This window comes from Herbaspirillum camelliae, from assembly GCF_001929405.1.
In the GTDB taxonomy this organism is placed as follows: domain Bacteria; phylum Pseudomonadota; class Gammaproteobacteria; order Burkholderiales; family Burkholderiaceae_D; genus Herbaspirillum; species Herbaspirillum seropedicae.
The window spans coordinates 5,041,276-5,055,311 of the sequence record NZ_KV880769.1 but is presented as its reverse complement, the minus strand read 5'-3'; the positions used below and the strand labels follow the sequence as shown (position 1 = coordinate 5,055,311).

The 14,036-nt window shown below is 63.3% G+C and carries 14 protein-coding genes; 6 read left to right on the top strand and 8 right to left on the bottom strand.

What is annotated here, in order from left to right:
* Nucleotides 1–68: 68 nt before the first annotated feature.
* The 3 genes from BGK68_RS22555 to BGK68_RS22545 all read right to left on the bottom strand — a co-directional run bounded on the left by BGK68_RS22555 (nt 69) and on the right by BGK68_RS22545 (nt 3,819).
* A complete protein-coding gene (locus BGK68_RS22555) occupies nt 69–1,712 on the bottom strand; it encodes a methyl-accepting chemotaxis protein (RefSeq protein ID WP_233149386.1) in 1,644 nt (547 codons plus the stop codon).
* 516 nt (nt 1,713–2,228) lie between these two features.
* Entirely contained in the window at nt 2,229–2,810 is a 582-nt protein-coding gene (locus BGK68_RS22550) for a DJ-1/PfpI family protein (RefSeq protein ID WP_041310961.1), read from the bottom strand.
* 91 nt (nt 2,811–2,901) lie between these two features.
* Nucleotides 2,902–3,819 carry a LysR family transcriptional regulator gene (locus tag BGK68_RS22545; protein WP_075258904.1) on the bottom strand — a complete coding sequence of 306 codons (918 nt, stop codon included), beginning with the start codon at nt 3,817–3,819 and terminating at the stop codon, nt 2,902–2,904.
* A 208-nt stretch (nt 3,820–4,027) separates the two neighbouring features.
* On the opposite strand from BGK68_RS22545, the gene BGK68_RS22540 reads away from it, so the two are divergent.
* The 3 genes from BGK68_RS22540 to mmsB all read left to right on the top strand — a co-directional run bounded on the left by BGK68_RS22540 (nt 4,028) and on the right by mmsB (nt 7,748).
* Nucleotides 4,028–5,260 carry an ABC transporter substrate-binding protein gene (locus BGK68_RS22540; protein WP_075258903.1) on the top strand — a complete coding sequence of 411 codons (1,233 nt, stop codon included), beginning with the start codon at nt 4,028–4,030 and terminating at the stop codon, nt 5,258–5,260.
* A 75-nt stretch (nt 5,261–5,335) separates the two neighbouring features.
* Nucleotides 5,336–6,844, top strand: a complete 1,509-nt coding sequence (locus tag BGK68_RS22535; RefSeq protein WP_075258902.1) for a CoA-acylating methylmalonate-semialdehyde dehydrogenase — start codon at nt 5,336–5,338, stop codon at nt 6,842–6,844.
* A 10-nt stretch (nt 6,845–6,854) separates the two neighbouring features.
* A complete protein-coding gene (gene mmsB, locus BGK68_RS22530) occupies nt 6,855–7,748 on the top strand; it encodes a 3-hydroxyisobutyrate dehydrogenase (RefSeq protein WP_075258901.1) in 894 nt (297 codons plus the stop codon).
* A 77-nt stretch (nt 7,749–7,825) separates the two neighbouring features.
* Here mmsB and denD read toward each other — a convergent pair whose 3' ends face one another.
* Nucleotides 7,826–8,800 carry a D-erythronate dehydrogenase gene (gene denD / locus BGK68_RS22525; protein WP_075258900.1) on the bottom strand — a complete coding sequence of 325 codons (975 nt, stop codon included), beginning with the start codon at nt 8,798–8,800 and terminating at the stop codon, nt 7,826–7,828.
* A 137-nt stretch (nt 8,801–8,937) separates the two neighbouring features.
* On the opposite strand from denD, the gene BGK68_RS22520 reads away from it, so the two are divergent.
* The gene (locus BGK68_RS22520; protein ID WP_083657872.1) at nt 8,938–9,774 is read left to right on the top strand and encodes a FadR/GntR family transcriptional regulator; all 837 of its coding nucleotides are present in this window, start codon (nt 8,938–8,940) and stop codon (nt 9,772–9,774) included.
* 265 nt (nt 9,775–10,039) lie between these two features.
* On the opposite strand, the gene BGK68_RS22515 is transcribed toward BGK68_RS22520, so the two are convergent.
* Together BGK68_RS22515 and earP are read right to left on the bottom strand one after the other, a co-directional pair.
* A complete protein-coding gene (locus BGK68_RS22515) occupies nt 10,040–10,615 on the bottom strand; it encodes an elongation factor P (protein WP_017451702.1) in 576 nt (191 codons plus the stop codon).
* Between the two features lie 137 nt (nt 10,616–10,752).
* Entirely contained in the window at nt 10,753–11,922 is a 1,170-nt protein-coding gene (earP, locus tag BGK68_RS22510; protein WP_075258899.1) for an elongation factor P maturation arginine rhamnosyltransferase EarP, read from the bottom strand.
* Between the two features lie 133 nt (nt 11,923–12,055).
* Between earP and BGK68_RS22505 the strand changes: the two genes are divergently transcribed.
* Entirely contained in the window at nt 12,056–12,541 is a 486-nt protein-coding gene (locus BGK68_RS22505; protein ID WP_075258898.1) for a MarR family winged helix-turn-helix transcriptional regulator, read from the top strand.
* A gap of 191 nt (nt 12,542–12,732) precedes the next feature.
* On the top strand, nt 12,733–13,167 hold the full coding sequence (locus BGK68_RS22500; protein ID WP_075258897.1) for an organic hydroperoxide resistance protein: 435 nt from the start codon (nt 12,733–12,735) through the stop codon (nt 13,165–13,167).
* Between the two features lie 106 nt (nt 13,168–13,273).
* Here the strand turns inward: BGK68_RS22500 and BGK68_RS22495 are convergent, their stop codons facing one another.
* Together BGK68_RS22495 and cydX are read right to left on the bottom strand one after the other, a co-directional pair.
* Nucleotides 13,274–13,786 (bottom strand): DUF2867 domain-containing protein, encoded by a 513-nt coding sequence (locus BGK68_RS22495; RefSeq protein ID WP_075258896.1) that lies wholly within the window; start codon nt 13,784–13,786, stop codon nt 13,274–13,276.
* Between the two features lie 64 nt (nt 13,787–13,850).
* Nucleotides 13,851–14,021, bottom strand: a complete 171-nt coding sequence (gene cydX, locus BGK68_RS22490; protein ID WP_041310957.1) for a cytochrome bd-I oxidase subunit CydX — start codon at nt 14,019–14,021, stop codon at nt 13,851–13,853.
* Between the last annotated feature and the right edge of the window lie 15 nt (nt 14,022–14,036).

Below are 14,036 nucleotides of genomic sequence, written 5' to 3'. Positions count from 1 at the left end.
ACCGCGGCCGAACCGCAATTCTAGCGGTTCGGCCGCAGCTGGCAAGCACGGGCGGCGCGGATCAGGAATCAGTCGTGCTCGAATACGGCCACTGCCTGTTGCAGCGTCTGCATGCGCTGCTGCATGGCTGCCACGGCGGCGGCCGAATGTTCGACCATCTCGGCGTTCTGCTGGGTCATGCCATCGAGCATCAGCGCCGACTGGCTGACCTGGCTCACCCCCTGGCTCTGCTCGACCGCGCTGGTGGAGATGGCGCCGATGAGCGTACTCATGTCCTGGGCTTGCGCAACGATGCTCTCGATGGCCGCTGCAGCCTGTTCGGCGCGTTGCGCCCCGGCCTGGCTCTGGCCCACGCTGTGGGCGATCAGGGCCTTGATCTCGCGGGCCGCGCTGGCGCTGCGCTGGGCCAGGGTGCGCACTTCCGCCGCCACCACCGCGAAGCCGCGTCCGGCTTCGCCCGCCCGGGCCGCTTCCACGGCGGCGTTCAGGGCCAGGATGTTGGTCTGGAAGGCAATGCTGTCGATGAGGCCGTTGATTTCGCCAATGCGGCCGGAGGCGTCGGCGATCTGGTGCATGGTCTGCACGACCTGGGTGACGATGTCGCGCCCTTGCGCGGCGGCTTGGCTGGTCTGGCGCGCCTGGGCATGGGCGGCCTGGGCGCTGTCGGCGCTGTGGCGCACGGCGGTGGCCATCTGCTCGGCAGCGCTGGCGGTCTGCTGCAATTGGGCGTGGGTGTCGGCGGTGCGCTGGCGCAGATCGGCATTGTCGCTGGCGATCTGGCGGCTGGCCTGTTCCAGCCCCTGGACTTGCGCGGCGACATCGTCGATGAGCGCACGCAGGTTGAGGCCGGATTGATTGACGGCGCGCAGCAGCAGGCCGATTTCATCGATGCGGTCCAGGCCCTGGGTCTGGGCCGGCTGGCCGCAGGCGACGGCCTTGGCCTGTTGCAGGACCAATTCCAGCGGTGCAGCCAGGCGGCGTTCCAGCCAGAGGCAGGCCAGCGCCAGCGGCGGCAGCACACTGGCGGCCATCGGCGCTAGCGGCGCACCGGCGAGGATGCCGCCAGCCAGCGCGGTGAGGCCGCCTGCGGCCAGCGCCAGGCGTAGCCGCCAGCGCACCGGCAGCACCTGTTCCAGGCGCGTCCAGCCGAGCGGGCCGCTGCGCACCACCAGCCCGTGGCAGAAGCGCAATCCACGCGCCCGGCCCTCGCGAAAGCGCCGGTACAGTGCTGCGGCAGCGCGGATTTCATGTGGGGCAGGCTGGGTGCGCACCGACAGGAAGCCGGTGATGCCGCCGGCCCGCCGGATCGGGGTGACATTGGCGCGCACCCAGTAGTGGCGGCCATCGGCGCGGCGGTTCTTGACCACGGCAGTCCAGGCGTCGCCGCGCCGCAGCGTGGCCCACATGTCGGCAAAAGCTTCGCGCGGCATATCGGGATGGCGCACGATGTTGTGGGGTTGGCCGATCAGTTGCTCCCGCTGGAAACCGCTGACTTCGACGAAGCTGGAGTTGGCGTAGGTGAGCACGCTGCTGGTGTCGGTGCTGGACATGAGGGTGGCCTGCGCCGGGTAGGGGTAGCCGTGTTCGTCCTCGCCGCTCGCAAGCAGGGGTTGCGGCTGTGGCTGCGCCGGCGTGGGTTGTTGGACTGGGGCGGGCAGGACGGCAGCGTCGGTGGGCGCTAGCAGGTCCTGGGGCAAATCGTTGATCTTCATGGGTTCAAGGCGATGGCAAAGCGATGCCCTGTCCGCTTGCCGGATGGGCAAGAGGACGGCATGGGTTTCAATGGAATTGGTTGTCCGCTGCTGCGGACCGGCAAGGACTAGCCTGACTGGCCTGGCTGGATCAGCCGTCCAGGATGTGTACTACGATCATTCATTCCTCCAGCTACTGGTGTGCCGTCTCTTTTCGGACGAGGTTTTCTCGTTGCAATCGTTGTGCAACGAGAATTGCTAGCTTTATAACGCGAATGCGGGGAAGGCCAGCCGGAGATGCTTGCGATATGTCAATACGTGAGCAAAATTCATTTCGGCAATCTTGCCATGGGGGAATGTAGTGAGGTAGTACGGGAGTTCACTTCCTCTTGCTTCATCACGGAAAATGCGAATGAAGGCGGGAAGGACGGCGGCGCTGACTGCTCATCATGCTGAGCGGCCAAAAAAATGCCGCCCGGGACGTGACCGGACGGCATGCTGCCTCACTGGGCAGATACGGGTGAGCGCGCGTGGGGCTTATAGCTCGATGCGGGTCCCCAGCACCTGCAGGAACTGCGCCAGCCAGGCCGGATGCGCTGGCCATGCGGGGGCGGTGACCAGCTTGCCGTCGGTGATGGCGGCATCCACCGCGATGTCGGCGAACTGGCCGCCGGCCAGCTTCACTTCCGGCGCGCAGGCCGGATAGGCCGATACCTTCTTGCCTTCCAGCACGCCGGCCGCCGCCAGCACCTGCGGACCGTGGCAGACCGCGGCGATGGGCTTGTCGGCCTTGGCGAAGGCTTGCACCAGCTCGATCACCTTGGGATTCAGGCGCAGGTATTCGGGCGCGCGGCCCCCGGCCACCACCAGGGCGTCATAGCCGGCGGCGCTGACGTCGTCGAAGCTGGCGTTGAGCGCGAACTGGTGGCCCGGCTTTTCGGTATAGGTCTGGTCGCCTTCGAAGTCGTGGATGGCGGTCTTGACCTTGTCGCCGGCTTTCTTGCCGGGGCAGACCGCGTGGACGGTGTGGCCGACCATCTGCAGCGCCTGGAAGGGCACCATGGTTTCATAATCCTCGGCGAAATCACCGGTCAACAGCAGGATCTTCTTTGCAGCCATCATTATCTCCTTGGGGTAAGGCCGCCGGCGCGGGGAGGGACCGGGCGGCCGGGTTGAAACACATCTCGTTGCGCAGGCGCGGGCCGGCGCATCATTGCAGCCAGCGCATCCGGCGCGACTGGCCCATCAGGAAGTCGCGGTTGAGCTCCACGCACTCGCGCAGGTAACTCCACAGCGCCGACACCCGCGCCACATGGCGCTGCTCGCTGGAGGCCACCAGCCAGAAGCTGCGCGTAATGGCGATCTCCTGCGGCAGCACTGGCGCCAGTTCTTCGGATTGCTGCGCCAGGAAGCAGGGCAGGATGGCCAGCGCGCGGCCGGCGCAGGCCGCCGTGTATTGCGCCACCACGCTGGTGCTGCGGAAGGCCCGGAAGGCGTCGGGCGCTACCGTATCCTTGTAGCGCAATTCTTCACTGAAGACCAGGTCATCGATATAGCCGATGAAGTGATGTTGCGCCAGGTCATCCAGGGTGTGAATGGGCGGGTGCTGGGCCAGGTAGTCCCGTGAAGCATAAAGCTTCAGGACATAGTCGGACAGTTTTGTGACCACGTAATTACCCGACAGGGGGCGCTCGATGGAGACGCTGATGTCGGCCTCATGCTTGGACAGGTTCACGAAGCGCGGCATGGGCAGCATGTCCACCATGATATGCGGATTGCGGGCGCAGAAATGCGCAATATGCGGCGCCAGGACGAAGGTGCCGAAGCCTTCGGTGGCGCCCAGCCGCACCTGGCCGGAGAGCTTGCTGTTATGCCCGCCCAGCTCTTCGGTGGCGGCATAGAGGGTGCTTTCGACCTGCTCGGCATATTCCACCAGCCGGTAGCCGTCGGCGGTGAGCTTGTAGCCGTGGTTGTTGCGGTCGAACAGTTGGCTGCCGACCTGTTCCTCGAAGCGCTTCATGCGGCGCGAGACGGTGGAATGGTCGATGCCCAGCTTCTTGGCCGCATCCACCAGGCCCTGGCTGCGCGTGAGTTCGAGGAAGATCCTCAGGTTGTCCCAGTCCAGCATGTGATCTCCGTAGCTTCCTTTTGCATTCATGCAAAAGCGTTTTGTCTTTGTGGTTATTGTATCGATAAATACGCACATGCAGAATAGCGAGGCCGTGACGGCGCCCCGCGTAGAGAGGAGCGGTGCCGCACGGCAGGAGACAACGGCAAGACCCAGCGTCCATGAACGCGGGCAGGTCCGACAACAATCACAAGATGAAGGAGACAAGATGCGCAAGAACGCTTTGGGCCGTTCGCTCACGGCTGCCGCCGTGGCCTGTACCGTGTCACTGGCCGCTACGGCCATCCCGGCATTGGCGCAGGACGCCAACACGGTCAAGATCGGCGTGCTCACCGACATGTCCGGCCCGTATTCGGCCATGGGCGGTCAGGGCTCGGTGGTCGCCGCCAAGATGGCGGTGGAAGACTGCCTCAAGAATGAATGCAAGGGGATGAAGATCGAGATCCTCTCGGCGGACAACCAGAACAAGCCCGACGTCGGCGTCACCCGTGCCCGCGAATGGCTGGACCGCGACAAGGTCGAAGCCATTGCCGACCTCACCAATTCCTCGGTGGCGCTGGCGGTGCAGAAGCTCATCAAGGACAAGGGCGGCATCGCCATGTACAGCGGCCCGGCCACCGGTGCGCTGACCACCGCCGAGTGCGCGCCCAATGGCTTCCACTGGATGTTCGACACCTACTCGCAGGCCGCCGGCGCGGCAGCGGCGCTGACCAAGCTGGGCAACAAGTCCTGGTACTTCGTGACGGTGGACTACGCCTTCGGCCATTCGCTGGAGAAGGATGCCTCCGACGTGGTCAAGGCCAATGGCGGCACCGTGGTGGGGTCGGTGCGCCATCCGCTGAATGCGTCGGACTTCTCTTCCTTCCTGCTGCAGGCGCAGGCGTCCAAGGCCCAGGTGATCGGGCTGGCCGATGGCGGCACCGATGTGGTCAATGCGATCAAGCAGGCGCGTTCCTTTGCGGTGGGCGGCAAGGACCAGCGCCTGGTGGCCTTGCTGGTGTTCCTCTCCGATGTGCACGCGTTGGGATTGGAGGCGGCGCAGGGCCTGGTCTACACCGATGGCTTCTATTGGGACTATGACGAGCAGACCCGCGCCTTCTCCAAGCGCTTCGAGTCGCAGTTCAAGAACATCAAGCCGACCATGGTGCAGGCCGGCGTCTATTCCAGCGTCTACCAGTTCCTGAAGGCGCGCGCGGCAGCCAAGACTTCAGACTGGAAGGTAGTGGCGCAAAAGATGCGCGAGATCCCGATCTCCGACGCCGTCATGCGCAACGCCTCCATCCGCCCTGATGGCCGTGTAATCCACGACATGTACCTGTACCAGGTCAAGACCCTGGCGGAATCCAAGGGGCCCTGGGATTACCTGAAGCTGCTGTCGGTGATTCCGGCCCAGCAAGCCTTCCGTCCCATGGACGCGGCCTGCCCGCTGGTCAAGCAGTAATGGCCAGGTAATGCCTGTGGCCGGGAGCGCTGCTCCCGGCCTTGCTCTCCCCACCTCTTCACTATGGAAATTGCAATGAGCCAAGCCAACATCCCCAACGTTCCCCTGTACCTCAACGGTGAAAAGGTGCAGTCCACTTCCAAGGAGTGGCGCGACGTACTGAACCCGGCCACCCAGGAAGTGGTGGCCCGCGTGCCCTTCGCCACCAAGGAAGAAGTCGACCGGGCCGTGGCCAACGCCAAGGAAACCTTCAAGACCTGGCGCAATACTTCATTGGCCCAGCGCATGCGCATCATGCTCAAGTTCCAGCAACTGCTGCGCGAGAACATCGCCCCGCTGGCCGAACTGATCACCCGCGAACACGGCAAGACCCTGCCGGACGCCGAAGGTGAAGTCATGCGCGGCCTGGAGGTGGTGGAGCACGCCTGCTCGATCACCTCGCTGCAACTGGGCGAGCTGGCCGAGAACGTGGCCGGCGGCGTGGACGTCTATACGCTCTACCAGCCGCTGGGCGTAGGGGCGGGCATTACTGCCTTCAACTTCCCGGTGATGCTGCCTTGCTTCATGTTCCCCATTGCGGTGGCCTGCGGCAATACCTTCGTGTTGAAGCCCTCCGAGCAGGACCCGACTTCGTCCCTCTTCCTGGTCGAACTGGCCAACCAGGCTGGTCTGCCGCCAGGCGTGTTGAACGTAGTGCATGGCGGCCCGGATGTAGCCAACATGATTTGCGACCATCCCGACATCAAGGCAGTGTCCTTCATCGGTTCCACCCATGTCGGCACTCACATCTATCGCCGCGCCAGCGAAGCCGGCAAGCGCGCCCAGTGCATGATGGGGGCCAAGAACCACTGCATCGTCTTGCCCGACGCCCCCAAGGACCAGGCCATCAACAACCTGCTGGGCGCGGCCTTCGGTGCGGCTGGTCAGCGCTGCATGGCCAATTCGGTGGTGGTGCTGGTGGGCCAGACGCGCGAATGGATTCCCGAGATCGTCGAACGCTCCAAGGCCATGAAGGTCGGCCCCGGCACGGATCGCAAGGCCGATGTCGGCCCGCTGGTCTCCAAAGCGGCCAAGGAACGTGTCGAACGCCTGATCGCCAGCGGCGTCGAGCAGGGCGCCCAGCTGCTGCTGGATGGCCGTAACTGCAAGGTGGCCGGCAGCGAGAACGGCAACTTCGTGGGGCCGACCGTCTTCACGGGCGTCAAGCCCGAGATGGATATCTACACCCAGGAAATCTTCGGCCCGGCCATGTGCATCGTCGAACTGGACACGCTGGATGAAGCGATTGCCTTCATCAACGCCAACCCGAACGGTAACGGTACGTCCATCTTCACCAGCTCGGGCTATGCGGCGCGCAAGTTCCAGAACGAGATCGACGTCGGCCAGGTCGGCATCAACGTGCCGATTCCGGTGCCGGTGGCCTACTTCAGCTTCACCGGTTCGCGTGCTTCCAAGCTGGGCGACCTCGGCCCCAACGGCAAGCAGGCCGTGACCTTCTGGACGCAGACCAAGACCGTCACCGCACGCTGGTATGCGCCCGATGAAGAAGCCGGCCAGGTCAACACCACCATCACCCTGAAGTAAGGAGAGCAGCATGAGCGCCAACATCGTCTTCATCGGCCTGGGCAACATGGGTTTGCCGATGGCGCAGAACCTGGTCAAGGCCGGCTTTTCCGTCAGCGGCCACGATCTGGTCAAGGCCAGCGTAGACAAGCTGGTGGAGGTCGGCGGCAAGACCGAAGCCGATTCCATGGCAGCGGTGGCCAAGGCCGACGTGGTCATCACCATGCTGCCGGCCAGCCGGCATGTGGAGTCGCTCTACCTGGGCGATGCCGGCGTGCTGGCTTCGGCCAAGCCAGGCGCGCTCTTGATCGACTGCTCCACCATCGCTCCGGAAGCGGCGCGCAAGGTGGCGGCAGCGGCCAAGGCGCGCGGCTTCGAGATGCTGGATGCGCCGGTCTCCGGTGGCACCAATGGCGCTACTGCGGGCACGCTGACCTTCATGGTGGGCGGCAGCAAGGAGGCGTTCGAGGCGGCCCAGCCGTATCTGCAGAAGATGGGCAAGGCCATCTATCACGCGGGCCAGAGCGGCAGCGGGCAGACCGTCAAGGTCTGCAACAACATGCTGCTGGGCATCCTGATGATCGGCACCTCGGAAGCCATCCGCCTGGGCATGGCCAATGGCATGGATCCCAAGGTGCTGTCGGAGATCATGTCCAAGAGTTCGGGCCGCAACTGGACGCTGGAAGTCTATAACCCCTGTCCTGGCGTGATGGAAACCGCCCCGGCTTCCAAGGGCTATGCCGGCGGCTTTGGCGTGGACCTGATGCTCAAGGATCTGGGGCTGGCCGTCGAGAATGCGTTGGCGACCAACTGCGCCATTCCGCTGGGCGCCACTGCGCGCAACCTCTACGACATCCACAGCATGAACGGCGCTGGCAAGCTGGACTTCTCCAGCATCTTCAACATGCTGGGCAAGGCGCAGTAACCGCGGTCCGGAAGTGCAGCAAAAAGGGACAGCCGCTTGCGGGGCTGTCCCTTTCTGTTTTCATGCTGATGTGAAGCTTATTTCTTCACTTCGTCTTCGATATGCGCCCGGATGATGTCGGCGAAGTTGGCGTCCGCCGTGAAACCCAGCGCCTTGGCGCGCTTGGCTTCGAAGGCGCCGGGCCAGGAATTGACGATGCGCTTGATGGCTTCGTCTTCCTTCCATTCGATCAACTGGACCACTTCCTTGCCGGCGACTTGTTCCAGTGCCTCCACCATGTCCTTGACCGTCACGCACAGGCCGTCGATGGACAGGAAGCGCGCCAGGCCCAGATCAGCGCCATTGATTTCATGGCCGTGGATCAGGTTGGCGATGGCCTGGCGCGGCGACATCAGCCACATGCGGGTGTCCGGCGTGACCGGGCAGACCGAGGGCTGGCCATTGAGCGGTTCGCGGATGATGCCGGAAGCGAAGCTGGACGCCGCCTTGTTCGGTGCGCCCGGACGCACCGAGATGGTCGGCATGCGCAGCGCACGGCCATCGATGAAACCCTTGCGTGAATAATCCTGCACCAGCAATTCGCCCATCACCTTCTGCGCGCCGTAGGAGCTTTGCGGCATCAGCAGGGTGTTGTCCGGCACCACCGCCGGCAGTTCGCCGCCGAACACCGCCACCGAGCTGGTGAAGACTACGCGTGGCTTGCTGCCCAGGGCGCGGGCACGCTCCAGGATGACGCGGGTGGCGTCGAAGTTGATCTTCATGCCGAGATCGAAATCAGCCTCGGCGTGGCCGCTGACGATGGCGGCCAGGTGGAAGATGGATTGCGTCTCGGCTGTGATGACACGCTCGATCACGGCGGCGTCGGCGATGTCGCCAGTGACCGCTTCGATGCGCGGATCATCGAAGCCCTGCGCCGGCGCCACGTCCAGCAGGGTGATGCGCTTGATCTCTTGCGGCTGGCCGTCGCGACCGGTCAGGGTGCCGCGCTGCAGCAACTGGCGCGCCAGACGGCTGCCCAGGAAACCGGCGCCGCCGGTGATGACGATATGCATGTGTGCTCCTCTTGGTCTGTGCTCCGGATAGCAGGGAAGGGCGCTCCGGCGCTTGCGGGAGCGATTATAGCAGAAGTTGTCATACAACTTTATTGCTGCTTCAAACGATTTACTCAAGTGGGAGGGGGCGCTGTATCATGCGCGCCATGAAGACATCCCCTTCCTCAAGCGCTGCTGCGCAGGCAGTGTCACCGGCGTCGGGATCGGCTCGCGGCAAGGCGACACTGGCCGATCATGTCACCAGCGTGCTGGCGCGGCAGATCCGTGCTGGCGAATTTGCCCCCGAGACGCGCCTGCCCTCGGAGATGGAGCTGACCGAGCGCTTTTCGGTGAGCCGTACGGTGATCCGGGAAGCCATCTCCCGGCTCAAGTCGGAGGGGCTGGTGGGATCGCGCCGGGGGAGCGGCACGGTGGTGCTGCCGGTCAATCCGGCCACCCCGTTCCGGCTGGATCTGGATGTGGATGACGGACGTGACTCCATCCAGGCGGTGTTGCGGGTGATCGAACTGCGGCGCGGGGTGGAAGGCGAGATGGCGGCGCTGGCTGCGCAACGTCGTACGAACGCGCAGAACCTGGCGATCCAGCAAGCCTTGCAGGCCATTGATGAGGCTGCGGCGGCGGGCCGCGATGGGGTGCCGGAAGACTTTGCCTTCCATGCCGCCATTTCCAATGCCTCCCACAATCCGCTCTATACCTCGCTGGTACAGTTCCTGAGCCAGTTCTTGCATGCGGCCATTCGCGTAGCGCGGATGAATGAGGCGCGCAGCAATGAGTTCGTGCAGCAGGTGCGCGCTGAACATGCTGCCCTGGCCGAGGCGATCTGTGCCGGGGATGCCGAGGCGGCGCGGGCGGCTGCGTTGCGTCATATGGAGAATTCGGCCCTGCGCCTGCAGGCGGCGGATCGGGCCTTCTGGGCCAGTGCGGAAGGGCAGGCGGCGGCGCGGGATCTGGCGCGGGTGAGGGATGCCGGGTAAGCCGGATAGGCCGGATAGGCCGGATAAGCCGAATGAAAGATCGAAGACACGCGCACTGACTACCCGTTCGCCCTGAGTAGACGCGCAGCGTCGTATCGAAGGGTTCACTGGCCGTGAAACTGCGGTGCGCCTTCGATACGCGGCGATGCCGCTACTCAGGACGAACGGGCAGTGGAGCGCCCGGCGAACAGCCATCAAACGATCATCCAACAGGCATAAAAAAACGCTGCACCAGGCAGCGTTTTTTATTGGCATCGGCAGACGATCAGCCGCGCACGACCTTCTTGTACTCGTTGGTGCGGGTGTCGATTTCGATGTCGTCATCCTGGCTCACGAACAGCGGCACCATCACGGTGATCTGGTTGGCTTCGATGGCGTTCTCGATCTTGGCTTCCTTCAGGACGTTGCCCGAAGTGTTGCCCTTGACGGCCGGTTCCGAGTAGGCAACCTTGCGCACGATGGTGGTCGGCATTTCGACCGAGATGGCCTTGCCGTCGTAGAAGACAGCTTCGCACTGCATGCCGTCCTTCAGGTAGCCGATGGCGTCGCCCATGTTCTCGCCTTCGATTTCGTACTGGTTGTACTCTTCGTCCATGAAGACGAACAGCGGGTCAGCGAAGTACGAATAGGTCACCGGCTTCTTGTCCAGCACCACGACGTCGAACTTGTCGTCGCCACGGAAGACGCTTTCCTGGGGGCTGTTGGTCAGCAGGTTCTTCATCTTCCACTTGTAGGTGAAGCCGGTACGGGAAGAACCGTTGACGTCCGAACGCAGGACGATCATGGGCTTGCTGTCGACCATAATGATGTTGCCGACGCGGATTTCTTTTGCAAATTTCATAGCGATGTGTCGTGAAAAGTAGGTTTTTTCAAACTGTCAGTAGCCCACTGGTAAAACTTCTAAAACTTCACCGCAAGCCCACGTACGATTGAATTCCAAAGTGCGTTAAAACGATAGCCCGCTATTTTACCCCATTTTCAGCGCTCTTCCACTAGCAGCCGGGCGGCGAAACGGAGCAAATTGTCCATGAAGTCGCCATTTGCCAACATCTTGTGCAGCCACTGGTCGGCCGCCTGCGTCAATGCGGGCAGTTCGCCCTGCAGAGCCTGCCAGTTGGCGCGCCAGTCGAGCTCGCCCGGATAGGCCCCGTTCCAGGCACGGTTGAGGTCGGCCATGGCGGCGCTGGCCGGATCGTAGATCTTCAGGAAAGCGTTGAGCTTGGTGTGGTGCAGGTTCTTGTCCTGGTGGTAGATATTCCAGACGAAGGGTTTGCCGGCCCACTGGGCGCGCACGAAGGAATCTTCCCCCCGCACGAAGTTCAGGTCGCAGCTCCACAGCAGGCGGTCGTAATCGGTCTGCGGCATGAAGGGCAGCACGCGCACGCTCAATTGCCCACGCGTGGCGGCGGCCCCGGGCACCATGGGCGCGCCCAGGAAAGCCTCGACAGCGGCCCGGCCCACGCCCTCCGGCACCAGACAGGTCACCGGCGCAGGCGCCGCTTGCCAACTGGCAAACAATTCAGCAATGGGCGCGTAGTCGTAGCAGAACAGCGAGACCTTGCAGCCTTGCACTTCCTGCGCCGTGACGCCCAGTCCGGCCAGAAAGACCGTGCCCTGGCCGTTTGCCAAGAAGGCTTGCCGCTGGGCTTCCAGGTCGGCTTCGAAGCTCAACCCACCGGTGCGTTCGTTGAAGCCGGGGAAGAAGAAATACTTGGTCAGCTTCAGCGAGCGGTGCGGCGAGGGCAGGGTATGGCAACCCTCCACCCAGGGCTCGGCCGACAAGCCCTCCAGGTTGAACCAGAGCGGCTTGACCGCACGCTGCGCCATGGCCTCCACATAGGCCGGCGGCAATTCGCAGCCGAAGAATTCGATGACCACGTCGGGGATGTCGCTGGCCTCGTAGTGGTCATCCTGCCCGCGCCAGTGCTGCACGGTCACGCCTTCGCGTTGCTGGGTCAGGGCCTGGGTGTCGACGCTGGGCCAGATGCGGGCAAAGCTGACCAGGTCATCCACCCACAGTCGCACGGCGATCCCATGCTCGCGCGTCAGCTGGCGCGCCAGACGCCAGCAGATGCCGATGTCGCCGTAGTTATCGACGACCTTGCAGAAGAGGTCCAGTGAGCGGAAAGGGGAGGCGGGTGAAGACATGCGCAGGTTCAGGCAAAGAAGGAAAGAGGAAATGCGCGATGATACCGATTTGTTGAAGCATGGACGATCTTGAACGAGGACTTCAAATTTTCTGAAATTAAATCGCTTGCAATTTAATTTTGTGCGGTTTAATATGCGTGCCATGGATACCACGCAACCACCGCTGCTGACGGAAGAGCTGATCGATCAGGCTTTGCTGCTCGATCACCAGCTGTGCTTTGCGATGTACTCGGCCTCGCTGGCCATGACCAAGGCCTACAAGAAGTTGCTGGCGCCGCTGGACATCACCTACCCGCAATACCTGGTGATGATGGTGTTGTGGGAGAAGGACCAGGTCACCGTCTCGGAGCTGGGCGGCAGGTTGTTCCTCGATTCCGGCACGCTCACACCGTTGCTCAAGCGCATGGAAGCCATGGGCCTGCTGCACCGCACGCGTGACGCCGAAGACGAGCGCCGTGTCCTGGTGAGCCTGACCCCGGCCGGCCGCGCCTTGCGCGAGAAGGCCAGGACGGTGCCGCTGCAGATGAGCTGCATGCTGCCGTCGCTGGACCAGGTGAAGGATCTGGTGGTGGAACTGAAGCAGGTACGAAAAGGTCTTCAGGATGCCGAAGACAAGTAACAAAGCGTTATCTTGGTTTGATATTTAGATTGTACGCAATAATATAGTTAATTATTTATATCGTTCATCGCAAACCGTTGCCGCGATGAACAGGCAGGACCGCAAGTGGCAAGTGAAGTGAACCGAAGTCATTGAAGTCAACCCCCGTGCGCCCGTAGGGGCCTTAACCTGAATCCTTGAAAGGAAATACCATGCCCTCCAACAAGATCGAAAAAGCCCTGTACACCGCCACCGCCACCGCCACCGGCGGTCGTGAAGGTGCGGCCAAGTCCTCCGACGGCGTCCTGGACGTCAAGCTGTCCACCCCCAAGGAACTGGGCGGCGCAGGCGGCAACGGCACCAACCCGGAACAACTGTTCGCAGCCGGCTACTCGGCTTGCTTCCTGGGCGCGCTGAAGTTCGTCGCCGGCCAGGCCAAGGTGGCCCTGCCTGCAGACGCCAGCATCACCGGCAAGGTCGGCATCGGCCAGATCCCGGGCGGCTTCGGCATCGAAGCTGAACTGGATATCTCGCTGCCGGGCGTGGACCGTGCCGTGGCGCAAGACCTGGTGAACAAGGCTCACCAAGTCTGCCCGTACTCCAACGCCACCCGCGACAACATCAACGTTACCCTGAACCTGGTGTAATGCATGGTGCGCCTTCCCACCTGATCCAGGTGGGAAGGGGTGAAGAAATCGCCGCTGCGACTTCGGTCCCAGCGGCGATTTTCATTGCTGTATGGATGCGGGTGGTTTATCCGGATGACTGCCGCGCCACGCCTTGCAGCAAGGTGCGGGCGATACGACGATGGAAGGGCATGATGGCGGCCAGGTAGAAGCTGCCCAGCAAGCGCTTGGTGCGTACGACCGTGGTGACCGTGAGCCATCCGGGGCTGGAGTTGCCTTCCTGGTCAGTAGCCTGCAGCTTCTCCACGCAGAGCCTGAAATCAAGATGGCTGTCGTCCAGGCCCATGACCACCCGCGCCGGTTCGGCCAGCAGCAAGGGAAAGCCCGCCGGCGCGCCATGATCGCCAGCGCGCTTGAGGCCCAGCGGCGCCACCACGAGATCGCGCACTCGCATCAGGGCGCTGATCCAGCCGGGCTGCTCGGCCATCATCCGGGCCGCGATTTCGGTAGTGTCGAGCGGCGCCAGCTCGGGCGTGAGCGGGATGCGGAAACTGTCGGCAAAGCGCGCGCCCGGCAGCAAGGCCCAGTGGCGCGCTGCGGGGACGGTCTCTTCGGCTTGCGGTGGGCGTGAAGCGTGCATGCTCGGACTCCGGAAAGGACGAAAAAAAAGCCGACGGCGGCATGCCGTCGGCTCGCGGGCAGCCTTACTTGCCGCCGCGCCGCGCCTTCTCGGCCGCTCGCGCGCTGGCAAAGCGCTCATGGGTTTGCTCAGCATTGCGCCGGCCGAAGGCGTAGTTGGCTTCCAGCCACATGACGTTGATGATGCCAAAGGCCAAGGCCAGGCCGATGCCGAGTATCCAAGCGAAATACCACATGATGTTCTCCTTGTT

Coding starts and splice junctions, on each gene's coding strand:
- BGK68_RS22555 (WP_233149386.1), bottom strand. CDS start 1,712: ATGAAGATCAACGATTTGCCCCAGGACCTGCTAGCGCCCACCGACGCT.
- BGK68_RS22550 (WP_041310961.1), bottom strand. CDS start 2,810: ATGGCTGCAAAGAAGATCCTGCTGTTGACCGGTGATTTCGCCGAGGAT.
- BGK68_RS22545 (WP_075258904.1), bottom strand. CDS start 3,819: ATGCTGGACTGGGACAACCTGAGGATCTTCCTCGAACTCACGCGCAGC.
- BGK68_RS22540 (WP_075258903.1), top strand. CDS start 4,028: ATGCGCAAGAACGCTTTGGGCCGTTCGCTCACGGCTGCCGCCGTGGCC.
- BGK68_RS22535 (WP_075258902.1), top strand. CDS start 5,336: ATGAGCCAAGCCAACATCCCCAACGTTCCCCTGTACCTCAACGGTGAA.
- mmsB (WP_075258901.1), top strand. CDS start 6,855: ATGAGCGCCAACATCGTCTTCATCGGCCTGGGCAACATGGGTTTGCCG.
- denD (WP_075258900.1), bottom strand. CDS start 8,800: ATGCATATCGTCATCACCGGCGGCGCCGGTTTCCTGGGCAGCCGTCTG.
- BGK68_RS22520 (WP_083657872.1), top strand. CDS start 8,938: ATGCGCGCCATGAAGACATCCCCTTCCTCAAGCGCTGCTGCGCAGGCA.
- BGK68_RS22515 (WP_017451702.1), bottom strand. CDS start 10,615: ATGAAATTTGCAAAAGAAATCCGCGTCGGCAACATCATTATGGTCGAC.
- earP (WP_075258899.1), bottom strand. CDS start 11,922: ATGTCTTCACCCGCCTCCCCTTTCCGCTCACTGGACCTCTTCTGCAAG.
- BGK68_RS22505 (WP_075258898.1), top strand. CDS start 12,056: ATGCGTGCCATGGATACCACGCAACCACCGCTGCTGACGGAAGAGCTG.
- BGK68_RS22500 (WP_075258897.1), top strand. CDS start 12,733: ATGCCCTCCAACAAGATCGAAAAAGCCCTGTACACCGCCACCGCCACC.
- BGK68_RS22495 (WP_075258896.1), bottom strand. CDS start 13,786: ATGCACGCTTCACGCCCACCGCAAGCCGAAGAGACCGTCCCCGCAGCG.
- cydX (WP_041310957.1), bottom strand. CDS start 14,021: ATGTGGTATTTCGCTTGGATACTCGGCATCGGCCTGGCCTTGGCCTTT.